12 protein-coding genes and 1 pseudogene (1 of these 13 cut by a window edge) are annotated in these 12,733 nt (G+C 64.9%); 1 reads left to right on the top strand and 12 read right to left on the bottom strand.

Going from position 1 to position 12,733, the window contains the following annotated elements; genetic code table 11:
- From QQL28_RS43815 to QQL28_RS43850, 8 genes are all read right to left on the bottom strand, one after another.
- Positions 1-61 carry the 5' portion of a TRAP transporter substrate-binding protein gene (locus QQL28_RS43815; RefSeq protein ID WP_284275908.1) on the bottom strand. It extends 1,028 nt beyond the left edge of the window, so only the first 61 of its 1,089 coding nucleotides appear in the window; it begins with the start codon at positions 59-61; the stop codon falls past the left edge of the window.
- Positions 62-244: 183 nt separating this feature from the next.
- Positions 245-1,555, bottom strand: a complete 1,311-nt coding sequence (locus tag QQL28_RS43820) for an NAD(P)H-dependent oxidoreductase (protein ID WP_284275910.1) — start codon at positions 1,553-1,555, stop codon at positions 245-247.
- Positions 1,556-1,742: 187 nt separating this feature from the next.
- A complete protein-coding gene (locus QQL28_RS43825) occupies positions 1,743-2,543 on the bottom strand; it encodes a phytanoyl-CoA dioxygenase family protein (RefSeq protein WP_284275911.1) in 801 nt (266 codons plus the stop codon).
- Positions 2,544-2,704: 161 nt separating this feature from the next.
- On the bottom strand, positions 2,705-3,379 hold the full coding sequence (locus QQL28_RS43830) for a GntR family transcriptional regulator (protein WP_284275912.1): 675 nt from the start codon (positions 3,377-3,379) through the stop codon (positions 2,705-2,707).
- Positions 3,380-3,698: 319 nt separating this feature from the next.
- Positions 3,699-4,949: a M20/M25/M40 family metallo-hydrolase gene (locus tag QQL28_RS43835; RefSeq protein ID WP_284275914.1), complete on the bottom strand. Its 1,251-nt coding sequence runs from the start codon at positions 4,947-4,949 to the stop codon at positions 3,699-3,701.
- Between the two features lie 89 nt (positions 4,950-5,038).
- Positions 5,039-6,277: a M20/M25/M40 family metallo-hydrolase gene (locus tag QQL28_RS43840; protein WP_284275916.1), complete on the bottom strand. Its 1,239-nt coding sequence runs from the start codon at positions 6,275-6,277 to the stop codon at positions 5,039-5,041.
- A 95-nt stretch (positions 6,278-6,372) separates the two neighbouring features.
- On the bottom strand, positions 6,373-7,185 hold the full coding sequence (locus tag QQL28_RS43845) for an alpha/beta fold hydrolase (protein ID WP_284275917.1): 813 nt from the start codon (positions 7,183-7,185) through the stop codon (positions 6,373-6,375).
- A 2-nt stretch (positions 7,186-7,187) separates the two neighbouring features.
- The gene (locus tag QQL28_RS43850) at positions 7,188-8,006 is read right to left on the bottom strand and encodes an alpha/beta fold hydrolase (protein WP_284275918.1); all 819 of its coding nucleotides are present in this window, start codon (positions 8,004-8,006) and stop codon (positions 7,188-7,190) included.
- Positions 8,007-8,132: 126 nt separating this feature from the next.
- On the opposite strand from QQL28_RS43850, the gene QQL28_RS43855 reads away from it, so the two are divergent.
- The gene (locus QQL28_RS43855; protein WP_284275919.1) at positions 8,133-8,675 is read left to right on the top strand and encodes a methylated-DNA--[protein]-cysteine S-methyltransferase; all 543 of its coding nucleotides are present in this window, start codon (positions 8,133-8,135) and stop codon (positions 8,673-8,675) included.
- Between the two features lie 163 nt (positions 8,676-8,838).
- Here the strand turns inward: QQL28_RS43855 and QQL28_RS43860 are convergent, their stop codons facing one another.
- The 4 genes and pseudogenes from QQL28_RS43860 to QQL28_RS43880 all read right to left on the bottom strand — a co-directional run bounded on the left by QQL28_RS43860 (position 8,839) and on the right by QQL28_RS43880 (position 12,535).
- Positions 8,839-9,708, bottom strand: a complete 870-nt coding sequence (locus tag QQL28_RS43860) for an MBL fold metallo-hydrolase (RefSeq protein ID WP_284275920.1) — start codon at positions 9,706-9,708, stop codon at positions 8,839-8,841.
- Between the two features lie 17 nt (positions 9,709-9,725).
- Positions 9,726-10,915, bottom strand: a pseudogene (locus QQL28_RS46405) (serine hydrolase domain-containing protein).
- A gap of 24 nt (positions 10,916-10,939) precedes the next feature.
- The gene (locus tag QQL28_RS43875; RefSeq protein WP_284275922.1) at positions 10,940-11,551 is read right to left on the bottom strand and encodes a glutathione S-transferase family protein; all 612 of its coding nucleotides are present in this window, start codon (positions 11,549-11,551) and stop codon (positions 10,940-10,942) included.
- A 141-nt stretch (positions 11,552-11,692) separates the two neighbouring features.
- Positions 11,693-12,535 (bottom strand): fumarylacetoacetate hydrolase family protein, encoded by an 843-nt coding sequence (locus QQL28_RS43880; RefSeq protein ID WP_284275924.1) that lies wholly within the window; start codon positions 12,533-12,535, stop codon positions 11,693-11,695.
- Between the last annotated feature and the right edge of the window lie 198 nt (positions 12,536-12,733).

The raw sequence follows: 12,733 nt of genomic DNA on the forward strand, positions 1-12,733 counted from the left end.
CAGCAATCGCACTCGCGGCAAGGCCAAGACCGCCTGCCGTCAGAAACTTACGACGTTCCATGCGTTTCCCCTCTGTTGTTGTCGAGCGCTCGACGAGGGACGCGATCTTGTTGTCGCTTGTTTTTCGCCGGCAGCCGACGCTTCTTGTTGTCCGAAATCTCTTGAGGTTCGGATCGCATTCAGGATGACGAAAGGGGGACGGCAAATCAAGGCCGCCGCCATGAGCCGTTCGCCGTGTGGTTGATCAATGCTGCGCTGCGAACGCAGCTTCCATGGCCTTGCGGGCGCCGACCGTCTCGCTATTGGCGTCGAATTCGACGTCGCTCCAGCGCACCACCGCGCCATGCGCGACGTCTTGTCTCAGCCTGACCCTGTGGGCGAGGCCGATCGGCAACGCGCCGATCTTCAGGCTGCTTGCCGCCGGCATCAGTCGGCCCCACACCGTGTAGCCGCCTTCCCCGTCAAGCATCTCGCCTGCGCGAAGATTGCGTTTTGCCACGGCCGCGACATCGCCGCGGAAGCCTGTCGCCTGACCCGTGGGTTCGCCTCGCAGCGCGGCCGATAGGATCGATATGTTCAGCTCCAGCCCGATCAGATGATAGGGCTTGTACATCGCAGCATAACGTCCGCTCGCGTCGGTCTTCAGGCCGTATTGCCTGAAGCAATCGGCGGCGTAGTCGTTCGGCGCCTCCAGCACGACATAGACACCCCAGCGCAGGTCGCGAAACACCGGCCGGCCGTCGCGCTCGATCGAGGACACCACCTCCACCACGCCGGATCGCTCCAGCACGCCGCCTTTGTCGCGCGGCCGCATGATGTGCGGCAGATCATCGACGCCGCAGGGGGGGAACAGCAGGCCATCCGTGGGCACGTCGAGCGTGCAGGCATTGGCGATCGCCGCCATCTCGATCGCCGACTTGGTGCCGTCGAGGAAGGAGTTGAACATCTGCGGATTCATTCCGGCGGACTGCGCTTCGCCCGCGGTGAGGCCGTAATGCTGCCAGACGCCATCCGGCGTCACGTCGTGATAGGCCGGCAGGTATTTCGTGCCCTTGCCGGCCGCGACCACGCGAAAGCCGGTGGCGCGCGCCCAGTCGACCATCTCGGCCGTCAACGCCGGCTGGTCGCCATAGGCGAGCGAGTAGACGACGCCGGCCTTGCGCGCTTCCTGCGCAAGCAGCGGGCCCGCCAGCACGTCGGCCTCGACATTGACCATCACGATATGCTTGCCGGCCGCAATCGCCGCGCGCGCGTGGCGGATGCCGACGGCGGGATTGCCCGTGGCCTCGACCACGACGTCGATCGGACCATTGATGGCGCGCACGCCGTCATCGGTGAAACTGGTCGCCGCGATGCGCTCCGCATCCCAGCCCACGGTCCGGCAGGCCTCGCGCGCGCGGTCGCGATCGAGATCGACGATGACGGGCACCTCCAGCCCCGGCACATGCGGCACCTGCGACAGGAACATCGAGCCGAACTTGCCGGCGCCGATCAGCGCCACGCGCACCGGTTTGCCTGCGGCGGCGCGGGCCTGGAGGAGGGAGAAGAGGTTCATGTTACATCCGGTAGGTATCGTGTCCCGGACGCAGTGCAGCGTGTAACGCTGCACTGCAGAGCCGGGACCCAGGAGGAAGGATTCCGTGCGGCGTGGGCCCCGGCTCTGCGACACACCGCCATAGCGCGTCGCAGACGCGCGTAAACGCGCTTCTGGCGCTGCGTCGCGTCCGGGGCACGAGAGCCCTCTACTCCGCCGCCTGCCGCGGCGCGCGTGCCAGCCGCAGCAGTGCGTCGTCGTCGACCGTCTTGATCGGCGCGAAATCGCGATGCGCGATGTACTCCGGGCGCGTCGGGGTTCGGATGTAGTTCGAGACCGCGTTCAGTGTCAGGTACACGATCTTGCGCGGGTAGGGCGTGATGTTGCCACTGGAACCGTGCACGAGATTGCCGTGGAACATCAGCATGCCGCCTCCCTTGCCGGTCGGCGCGACGATGCCGCCCTGCTTGACCAGCCGCGTCACCGTCTTTTCGTCCAGCGTCCACAGCGGATAGGAGGTGGTCGCAAGGTCGTGCGAGGCCTCCAGGTCGCCGGCATTCTGGCTGCGCGGCACCAGCATCAGGGGACCGTTGATCGGCATCACCTCGTCGAGGAAGATCGCGATATTCATCGCGCGCGGCTCGGGCATGCCGTCGTCGCGCTTCCAGGTGCCGTAGTCCTGGTGCCACTGCCAGACATCGCCGGTGAAAGCCGATTTCGCGTTGATCTTGAACTGGTGCATGTAGACGGGCTCGCCGAACACCTGCTCGACCGGCTCGATCATGCGCGGATGCCGGCCCAGCACACCGAAGGCTTCGTTATAAAGATGTGCGGCAAAGGCCGTGCGCGGCGCGCCGCTCTTCTCGCGCCAGACCTCCGGCCGGTTGGCGTCGTAGATGCCGACCGCCTCGCGCGCGAGGAAGTCGACCTCCTCCTGGTTGAACAGCTCGGGGAGGAACAGCCAGCCCTCGCGGTGGAAGAACTCCAGTTGTGCTTCGGACAGTTTCATGGGTCGTCCTCCTGTAGTTTGTTTTTGTCATGCCGGGGCGCGACGAAGTCGCGAGCTATGATGCGCAATTGCGCATCTGAGCATCTATTCATCCGCGTTGCCTGACGCTTGATGGATTCCGGGTTCACGCTTCGCGTGCCCCGGAATGACGGCGTTTGCGGTTACGCCGCCTCTTCCGTCGCCCTCAGTCTCTCCTCGGTCATTCGTCCGGCCGTCTGCGCATGCGCCAGCGCGGCGTGCTCGGCGGCTTTGGCTTCACCGGCGAGAATATGTCCGGCAATCGTCGCATGCTCGGCCCAGGCGCTCTCGCGATAGTCGAGCTCGGACAGCACGGTTGCCATCGAGCGGCGCATATGCGGCCATTGCGGCGCAATTGTCTCCTCGATCACGGGATTGCCGGCGAGGTGATAGATCGCGCGGTGAAACTCGACATCGAGTGCGATCAGCTCGTTCAACGGCGTCTTGCGATTGATGGCGCGGCCGGCCCGCAGCGCCGCCGCAAGCCGCTCGCGCCCCGCGGCGTCGCTCGCGATCCGCTCAGCCGCAAGCCGCGCCTCCAGCGCATCGATGGCGCTGCGCACCTCGTAGAGCTGGCGGATGCGCGTGGGATCGAGCTGCGTGACTTCGAATCCGCGCCGGCCGCTCTCGGCCACGAGTCCCTGACGATGCAACAGATGCAGCGCATGCGACACCGGCTGGCGCGACACGCCGAGCCTGTCGGCGAGCTCGTTCTGCCGGATGCGCTGGCCCGGCTGCAAGGTGCGATCCGTGATCGCTTCCAGGATACGCGCATAGACTTGGTCGATCAGATTGGGCAGCGGGTCGAGCGGGATCACGCCGGCGGCTCCTCGCGGAATACGGAATTCCGTATGCGAAATTACTGCGGGAGGTCAGGGGCGTCAAGCGAGGGACGCCAGGGCTGCGCGACTTATTTAAGTAATTGGAATTACGATTGTTTCGTCCTGGCCGGGGGTGTCCCGGCCATCCACGCGCTCCCGCTAATCCCGCTGCTGACCTCCCTCGGCCCACTTGCGGGGAGAGGGGGAGCTACCACAAGGGCGGTGGTAGATGATTCCTGGAGATTTCCCTCACCCGAATTCGATCTGAGATCGAATCCGACCTCTCCCCGCAAGCGGGGCGAGGTGAAGAGGCGCCCTACTTCTTCTTCCCCTGCTCGATCAGCGTGCGCGTCATCAGATAGAGCCGCGGCACGATCGAGTTGGTGTCGATGAATTCATCGCGGGCGTGATAGCCGAAGCCGGCGAGACCAAAGCTTTCGACCACGACGGCCTTGCCGCTGCGGTTCGCGTAGCCGGCGTCGGTCGCGCCGCCCGTCATCTCCGCAATATCGAGCTTGCGATCGATCTCGGCATAGATCGCCTGTCCCTCCTGCGCGAGTGCGCGGCCGCGGTCGCTGGCGACGAAAGGCGGGCGTCCCGGCACGATCGTCACCGTCGTCTCGGTATCGGGTACGAGCTTGTTCTTCACCTTCTCGTCGAGCGCGGCCTTGAGCTTGGCAACGCCGTCGGAAACGGTAAGGCGGATATCGGCGCCGGCCTCGGCATCCTCGGGAATCTGGTTGCGCACGGTGCCGGCCTTCGCCGTCGTCCAGCTGAGCTGCGTGCCCGGGATGGACTTCGCGATATCCTGGGTTTGCAGCAACTGGTGCGAAAGCTCGATCAGCGCGTTGCGGCCGCGCTCCGGCGCCGCGCCGACGTGCGATGCGCGTCCCTTCACCTTCATTATCCCGGTCGCGGTGCCGCTCGCGCCCAGCAGCAGGGAATCGTTCTGCGCCGGCGGCGAGGAGGCCGTCGGCTCGCACGACAGCACCACGTCGTGCTGGTCGGCAAGCTCCGAGATGAACTCGCCCGAGCCGATCGAGCCGACCTCTTCGTCCGGATTGAGGGAGACCGTCAGCGTGGCGTAGTCGCGCCAGCCAGTGTCTTTCAGAATCTTGAGCGCGTGCAGGACCACGGCGATGCCGCCCTTGTCGTCGGCAATGCCGGGCCCGAAGATCTTCGTGCCGTCGACATGGTACGGCTCGGTCGCGAGAATGCCGCGCTGATAGACCGTGTCCATGTGCGCGATCAGCATCAGCTTGCGGGTGCCGGTGCCCGTAAACGTGCCGACCACGATATCGGCGCCGGCGCCCGCCGTGGTCTTCTGCCGCCGCGTCGTGGCGCCCAGTGCTTTCAGGCGCGCTTCGGTGAAGTCCGCCATCTTCGCGAGCCCCTCGACGTCGCTGCTGCCGCTCTCGATCATCACCATGTCGTGCAATGTCTCGATCAGCGGGGCCTTTTCCTGCTCGGCCGCGGCCTTCAGTTTCTCGTCGGCGGCGGCATGTGCCGTGGCGCTGGCGAGGCCGAGCAGGAGCACAGCATGGAGGGGCGTGAGGCGGGATTTCATCGATTGTCCTTTCGCGTCTTTGAAGGCGGTTATCGCGCGCTTGCGGACGAGCCTAGCACTGCGACCGCGCCGCCACCAAGAGGCGTTGCCTACTTCTTCTTGCCCTGCTCGATCAGCATGCGCGTCATCAGATAGAGCCGCGGCACGATCGAGTTGGTGTCGATGTACTCGTCGCGCGCATGGGCGCCGAAGCCCGCGAGACCGAAGCTCTCGACGACGACGGCCTTGCCGCTGCGATTGGCATAGCCCGCGTCGGTGGCGCCGCCCGTCATCGCGACGATGTCAAGCTTGCGGCCGATCTCGGCGTAGATCGCCTGGCCCTCTTCCGCCATTGCGTGGCCGCGCTCGCCGGCCCGGAAAGCGGGGCGACCAGGCGCGATCTTCACGACCGTCTCGGTGTCCGGCACGAGCTTGGTCTTGATCCTGTCGTCGAGCGCGGCCTGAAGCTTCTCGATGCCATCCGGAATGGTGAGGCGGATGTCGCCGACGGCCACGGCCTTCTCGGGGATCTGGTTGCGCACGGTACCGGCCTGCGATGTAGTCCAGTTCAACTGCGTGCCGGGAATCGACTTGGCGACATCCCTGGTTTGCAGCAATTGATGAGAGAGCTCGATCAGTGCGTTGCGCCCGCGATCCGGCGCCCCGCCGGCATGCGATGCACGCCCCGTGACCTCCATCGTGGCGGTCGCCGTGCCGCTCGCCCCAAGCCGGAGCGATTCGTGCTCCGCGCCCGTCGGCTCGCAGGACAGCACTACGTCGTGCTGGTCGGCGAGCTCCGAAATGAATTCGCCAGATCCGATCGAGCCGACCTCTTCGTCCGGATTGAAGGAGACCGTGAGCTTTCCGTAATCGCGCCAGCCGGCCTCCTTCAGGAGTTTCAGCGCATGCAGAACGACGGCGATGCCGCCCTTGTCGTCGGCAATGCCGGGACCATAGATGCGGGTGCCGTCGACATGCCAGGGCTCGGTCGCGAGGATGCCGCGCAGGTAGACCGTGTCCATATGCGCGATCAGCATGAGCTTGCGCGTGCCCGTGCCCTCGAACGTGCCGACGACGATGTCGGCGCCGGCGCCTGCCGTGGTCTTCTGCCGCCGCGTCGTCGCACCCAGCGCCTTCAGTCGTCCTTCCGTGAAGTCCGCCATCTTCGCGAGCCCCTCGACATCGCCGCTGCCGCTCTCGATCATCACCATGTCGTGCAGCGTCTCGATCAGCGGCGCCTTTTCCTGCTCGGCCGCGGCCTTCAGCTTCTCGTCGGCGGCGGCATGTGCCGTGGCGCTGACGAGGCCGAGCAGAAGCAAAGCGTGGAGGAGCGTGAGGCGGGATTTCATCAATTGTCCTTTCGGGGCCGCGACGAGCTTCGCTCGCGCTGTGAGGTGGGGTGAGGGGGAGTCTCCGCGGGAACGGTGAGAGGCGCAGGAGGAAGCTACCCCGCCAGAAACTCGCTCACCACCGCGCCATACTCCTGCGGTGCCCGCTCGAACATCCAGTGGCCGGCATCGGGGATCACCGCCGTCTTCGCGCCGGCGATGTGCTCGGCCAGCACGCGCCAGATCACCGACAGGCTGCCGGTCGTCGCGCCGCCGCCGATCAGCAGCGTCGGTGTCCTGATCGCCTGCGCATCGGCCAGCGTGTAGGGCTTGCGCTGCTCGTCGAGCTGGCCGAGGAAGGTGACGACGTTGTCGCGCAGTTGCTGTTTTGCGGCCGCCGGCACGCGCCGCCAGGTGCCGTCGCCCTCGATGCCCTCATAGAAATTCCGGAGCGCGCCCTCTATGTCGCCGGCATGGATCATCTCGACCGAGCGCGCCGTGCGCGCTGCGAGCGGCGGATGCGCGGGCGTGCCCGCCGGAAGCGGCAGGCTTGCGTCGAGATCGCCGCCGGGCTCGGCCAGCACCAGTTTGCGCAACAGGTCGGGCCGCGCCTGCGCCACGCGAAACGCGATGTGCCCGCCGCGCGAATGCCCCATCAGGTCGACCGGCGCGCGCCCGATCTGCTCGATGAAGCCGATCACGTCGGCGACATGCTGCGCCATCTTGTAGTCCTCACCGGCGCCGTTCCAGGCTTCTGGAAAGAAATGCCGCAGGCTGACCGCGATCACGCGATGCTTTCTCGAGAGCGGGCCGAGCACCGAATACCAGGTCCGGAAATCGCCGAGCGTGCCGTGCACGCAGACCAGCGGCGGGCCTTCTCCCACCTCGAGATAGGCCATGTCGTATCCGTTGACGGGAACAGTCTGCATGCTCAGCTCGCCAGAAAATCCAGCACGACTTCGGAATATTTTTGCGGCGCCTGCTCGAACATCGGATGCGTCGTGTTCTCGATGACCGCGGTCCTGGAGTAGGGGACGTGTGCCGCAAGCGCATGCAGCACCTTCGGCAGCAGGCCTTTCGTCCGGCCGCCGAGGATGAACAGCGTCGGCATCAGAATCGACTCCGCATCGGCCTTCGAGAACGGCGGGCGATTGTCCCTCACCTGGCCGATCAGCGTGTACGCATTGTCGCGCAAGTTCTGCTTCACCATCGCCGGCAACCGAGGCCAGGTCCCCGCTCCCTCCAGCGTATCCACGAAAACGGCGAGGCCACCATCGACGTCGCCTGCCGCGATCTTCTCCGCGGAGGCCGTGAAACGTGCGAGCAGCGGCGAGGGGCCGCCCTTGTAGTCCGGATCAAGGCTGGCATCGAGCTCGCCGCCGGGCTCGGCGAGGATCAGGCGGCGCAACAGATCCGGCCGCATTTGAGCGACGCGAAAGCAGATGTGCCCGCCACGGGAATGGCCCATCAGGTCGATCGGGCCGGTATCGAGCTTCTCGATGAAGGCGATGACGTCGTCGACATGCTGGCTGATCGAATAAGTGTCACTGCGGCCGTCCCACTGCGCGGGGAAGAAGTGCCGCAGGCTGACGCAGATCAGCCGGTGCCGCTGCGACAGCGGTCCGAGCACGCAACCCCAGACCCGGAAGTCGTTGAGCGAACCGTGCACGCAAACCAGCGGCGGTCCCGCCTTGGCTTTGCCCACGTCGAGATAGGGCATGTCATATCCGTTGACGTGGAGGCTCTGCATGGAGGCTCTCGACAGGGGGCAGGAACTCCTGTGCAAGATTCCCGGAAACCGGGTGGATCGCAACTATTTCCAAGCCTACATTTCACGGGAAGATCACAACGGGGGCCTGCGACGAGGAAGCAAGCCATGATGGACCAGCATTTCGTCCTGTTCCAGACCAAAATCGGCCTGTGTGCCATCGCCTGGGGCCCGCGCGGCATCAACGGCGTGCAACTGCCGATGGGCGGCGAGGACAAGATCCGTACCCGTATCCACCAGCGCCATGCTGATGCCAGCGAGGCCGAGCCGACGGCCGATGTGAGGCAGGCGATCGATCGCATCGTCAAGCTGCTCGCGGGGGAGCCGGACGATCTCACCGACATTCCGCTCGATCTCGACGGCGTTCCCGACTTCAACCGCGGCGTCTACGAGATCGCCCGCACCATTCCGCCCGGCAAGACCATGACCTACGGCGATATCGCCAAGCGCCTCGGCGGTGTCGAATTGTCGCGCGATGTCGGCCAGGCGCTCGGCCGCAACCCGTGCCCGATCGTCGTGCCCTGCCACCGCGTGCTGGCTGCCGGCAACAAGCCCGGTGGCTTCTCCGCCAATGGCGGCGTGGTGACGAAGCTGAAAATGCTCGAGATCGAAGGCGCGCTGGTCAACCACACGCCGAGCTTGTTTGATTGAGGTGCCTTCTTCTCCCTCTCCCCGTTTTTACGGGGGAGAGGGTCGGGGTGAGGGGCTGCATCCACGATCTCGGTGAGAGTTCGACTCGCGGAGGCTCCCCCTCACCCGGATTGCTTCGCAATCCGACCTCTCCCCGCAAGCGGGGAGAGGTGAAAAAAGGTCGTCACACCGCCGCGCAGACGAAGGCGTTGCCCTTGCGCCGGATCTTGCCGCTGGACGGCGAGGGGAAATGCGCCGTGCAGCACAGTGTGTCGGTGTCGCAATAGCGCTCCAGGAAGCTGCGTCGCGTTTTCGCCGCCTGCGCCTGGTCGACGTCGAACTTGATCGACAGTTCCGGATAGAGCGTCTGGAGCGGCGAGTGCATGAGGTCGCCGGAGAACACGACGTCGTCCTTGCCGCGCCCCATCGTGAACGCGACGTGGCCGGGCGTGTGGCCGGGTGTCGGCAGGATGCGGACGTGATCGCCGATCTGGTGATCGTTGCCGACGAGCTCGTGGCGCTTCGCCTCGACCACCGGCAACACACTGTCGGCGAAGGGCGGCACCTCTGCCTTCGCATTCTGCTCGGACCAGTAGTCGAACTCCTGCTTCGCAAACAGATAGCGCGCCTTGGGGAAGGTCGGCACCCAGCGCCCGTTCTCCAATCGCGTATTCCAGCCGACGTGATCGACATGCAGATGCGTGCACATCACGAAGTCGATGTCGCCAAGTGAGACACCGGCAGCGTTGAGCGCGCGCATATACGTGCCGTCGGTCTTCATGTGCCAAGCCGGCCGTAGCGGGCGCTGCTTGTCGTTGCCGATGCAGCTGTCGATCAGGATCGTGTGATGCGGCGTCTTCACCACATAGGACTGGAAGCACAGCATCAGAACGTCCTGGTCATCCAGCGCCCTGGCCTCGCGCATCCACGCCCGGTTCTCGGCCAGCACCTCGGCCGTGAGTCCGGGCAGCATGTCCAGCGCAGGAACGAAGCTGATTTCCTGCTCGATGACGCGATGGATGGTGAGATCACCGACCGAAAATGTGAGGCTCATGCTCGTTTCCCCTAAAATCAGCGCGCATCGCGCACGGATGGAATGACGATGTTGGACAGGATGTCGATCGCGGCCAGGCCTTCCTTGGGCTGGCCGTATTGCGCGGCGGTCGTCATCATCACGAGATCAAGCTCGGGCACGATGAAGATGCGCTGGCCGCCCCAGCCGAAGGCGCCGATCCATTTGATCTCCTTGTCGCCGGCGAGCGAGCGGCCCATCCACCATTGATAGCCGTAGAACAGCGTACCGCCGAAATAGCCGACCGCCTGGAAGCGCGGCGTGATCGATTGCGCGATCCATTCCGCCGAGACGATCTGTTGCCCGTTCCACTGCCCGCGATCGAGCACGAGCTGGCCGATCTTGGCCGCATCGCGCGGTCGCAAGCGCAGGCCTGCGGCCGCTGCGATCTTGCCGTTCTTATAGGCTTTCCACTCGACATCGGTGATGCCGAGCGGCTGGAACAGCGCCTCGCGCGCAAATGCCTCCAGCGGCTTACCCGAGACGCGTTCGAGATGTTGCCGAGCAGTTCAGTTCCGCCGCCATTATAGGTCCACAGCGTGTCCGGCGGCGCGGCGATCGGCTTTGCGAGCACATAGCCGATCGGATCGGCTTCAAAGGTGAGATGCGGCTCGTCATTCTTCGGATCGGTCCAGGCCCGCGCCTCGTCCCACTTCATTCCCGACGACATCGTCAGCAGATGGCGCAGCGTGATGGCCTCCCAGCCCGCCTGCTTCACCGCCTGATGGTCGGGGAAGAAATTGAGCACGGGCTCGTCGACGCCTACGATCAGCCTGCGATCGATCGCGATGCCGACGAGCAGCGACACGATGCTCTTCGATGCCGAACGCATGTCGTGCTTCGTCGTCGTGGTGAATTCCTGCTGGCCTTCCGGTTGCCCCCAGGGCTGGTCATAGCCGGGCAAATACTGTTCGAAGACGAGCTTGCCGTGGCGTGCGACGACGACCGAATGGACGGAGGTCGCGCGTTGATCGAGGCGTGCGGCGATGCCGCAGAGTCGCGCGCCATCCATGCCGACGCTGTCGGGCGACGCAGTCATCCAACCGTCGTCGATTGACGATGGCGATCCGCAGGCGCTGTTTTGTTGTCCGGGCGCCATGCCGTCGGCTTGCACGGAAGTGGCTGAGACGGTCAACGCGAGCACGAGGCCCGCGCCGAGAATGCTGAGGCGGGGGAATCTATCGCTCATCGTTCTTCTCCCCCCGTCCCGGTCCTAAGCCGACGGCGGCACCGAGATCTTCACGGAGGGCCGCTCCAGCATCTTCTGATGGAAAGCGTCGAGCTTCGGATAGGCCTTGCGCCAACCGCAATCGGCGAAGCGGAAGTCGGCATAGCCGAGCACGCAAACGAGGCCGATCTGCGAGATGTCGAACGGACCGTTCAGGACTTCGGGGCGGTTCTCGAACCGCGCCATGCCGGTCCAGGCCCGGTTCCAGTGGTCGTCCGACCAAGCCTGCCATTGCAGGCCCTGCGGCCGCACCATCCTCTCGTAGCGGCACAGCAGCATGGAATCGAGCATGCCGTTGATCAGCGAATGATCGGTCTTGGCCGACCAGCGGCGCGGACCGTAGTCCGGGATCAGATTGCCGCCGGCGAGCTCGTTGAGATATTCGACGATGACGTAGGAATCGAGGATCACCTCGCCATTGTCCGTGATCAGCACCGGCAGCTTCTTCAGCGGCGTGATCCGCGAATAATCCTCGTTCGCCTGCCCCGGCGCGACGGTCGCGGGCACGAACTCGATTTTGTCGACGAGCCCAAGCTCGATCGCGGCAATGCGCACCTTGCGCGCGAAAGGCGAGGCGGCGGAGAAGGTGAGTTTCATTGTGATGCCTTACGGAAAATCGGGCAGTTGATTTCCGTCATTGCGAGCGAAGCAATCCAGACTGTCTCCGTAGAAAGAATCTGGATTGCTTCGTCGCTTCGCTCCTCGCAATGACGATGTGGCGGCGGTCATGATTGACGACTATGCCGCAACGATCTCCTGGCGCTGCTCGCCGAGGCCTTCGATGCCGAGCGTGATGACGTCGCCGACATTGAGATAGGTCGGCGGCTTCATGCCCATGCCGACGCCGGGCGGCGTGCCCGTCGTGATGATGTCGCCGGGCAGCAGCGTCATGAACTGCGAGACGTAGGAGATGCACTTGGCCATGGAGAAGATCATGGTCGCGGTCGAGCCGGTCTGGCGGCGCTGGCCGTTGACGTCGAGCCACATCGGCAGGTTCTGCACGTCCTTGATCTCGTCCTTGGTGGCGAGCCACGGTCCGAGCGGACCGAACGTGTCGTGCGACTTGCCCTTGGTCCACTGACCCAGGCGCTCGGTCTGGAAGTTGCGCTCGGAGACGTCGTTGCAGACGCAATAGCCGGCGACGTGGTTCAGCGCATCGGCCTCCGAGACGTATTTGGCGCGGGTGCCAATGATCGCGGCGATCTCGACTTCCCAGTCGAGCTTGGTCGAGCCGCGCGGCTTCTCGACCGGATCGTTCGGACCGGAAAGGGCGGTGTTGGCCTTCATGAAGATGATCGGCTCGGTCGGGATCGCCGCGCCGGTCTCCTTGGCGTGATCGCTGTAGTTGAGGCCGATCGCGACGAATTTCGAGATCCCGGTGACGGGGGCGCCGAACCGCGGCTTGCCCGAGACCGCCGGCAGCGAGGCCGGATCGAGGGCGGCGAGCTTCTTCAGGGACTCCGGCGAATAGGCCTCGCCGGTCAGGTCCTTCACATGGGCCGAGAGGTCGCGCAGCTGGCCGGATTTGTCGATCAGCCCGGGCTTTTCTGCACCCTTTTCACCATAACGAACAAGCTTCATTCTCGTCTCTCCCTAGGATGGACTGGCCGGTTAAATAGCTTCATGGAACAGGGCGGCGGGAATTTCAACCGCCTATGGGCCGGTGCATTGCAGACCTTCGTTCGTAGCAACCATAAGAACGTGTGATCGCCCGTACTGGTCTAGCGTGACACCGTGCTCGCGGCCGTCAAGGACGGCCTGGCAGCTGCGGAGGACGGG

The sequence above is a fragment of the Bradyrhizobium iriomotense genome (genome assembly GCF_030160715.1).
Lineage (GTDB): Bacteria > Pseudomonadota > Alphaproteobacteria > Rhizobiales > Xanthobacteraceae > Bradyrhizobium > Bradyrhizobium iriomotense.

Excerpts from the sequence above, each read along its gene's own strand:
- QQL28_RS43820 (WP_284275910.1), bottom strand. The coding sequence starts at position 1,555 with ATGAACCTCTTCTCCCTCCTCCAGGCCCGCGCCGCCGCAGGCAAACCG.
- QQL28_RS43825 (WP_284275911.1), bottom strand. The coding sequence starts at position 2,543 with ATGAAACTGTCCGAAGCACAACTGGAGTTCTTCCACCGCGAGGGCTGG.
- QQL28_RS43835 (WP_284275914.1), bottom strand. The coding sequence starts at position 4,949 with ATGAAATCCCGCCTCACGCCCCTCCATGCTGTGCTCCTGCTCGGCCTC.
- QQL28_RS43840 (WP_284275916.1), bottom strand. The coding sequence starts at position 6,277 with ATGAAATCCCGCCTCACGCTCCTCCACGCTTTGCTTCTGCTCGGCCTC.
- QQL28_RS43845 (WP_284275917.1), bottom strand. The coding sequence starts at position 7,185 with ATGCAGACTGTTCCCGTCAACGGATACGACATGGCCTATCTCGAGGTG.
- QQL28_RS43850 (WP_284275918.1), bottom strand. The coding sequence starts at position 8,006 with ATGCAGAGCCTCCACGTCAACGGATATGACATGCCCTATCTCGACGTG.
- QQL28_RS43855 (WP_284275919.1), top strand. The coding sequence starts at position 8,133 with ATGATGGACCAGCATTTCGTCCTGTTCCAGACCAAAATCGGCCTGTGT.
- QQL28_RS43860 (WP_284275920.1), bottom strand. The coding sequence starts at position 9,708 with ATGAGCCTCACATTTTCGGTCGGTGATCTCACCATCCATCGCGTCATC.
- QQL28_RS43875 (WP_284275922.1), bottom strand. The coding sequence starts at position 11,551 with ATGAAACTCACCTTCTCCGCCGCCTCGCCTTTCGCGCGCAAGGTGCGC.
- QQL28_RS43880 (WP_284275924.1), bottom strand. The coding sequence starts at position 12,535 with ATGAAGCTTGTTCGTTATGGTGAAAAGGGTGCAGAAAAGCCCGGGCTG.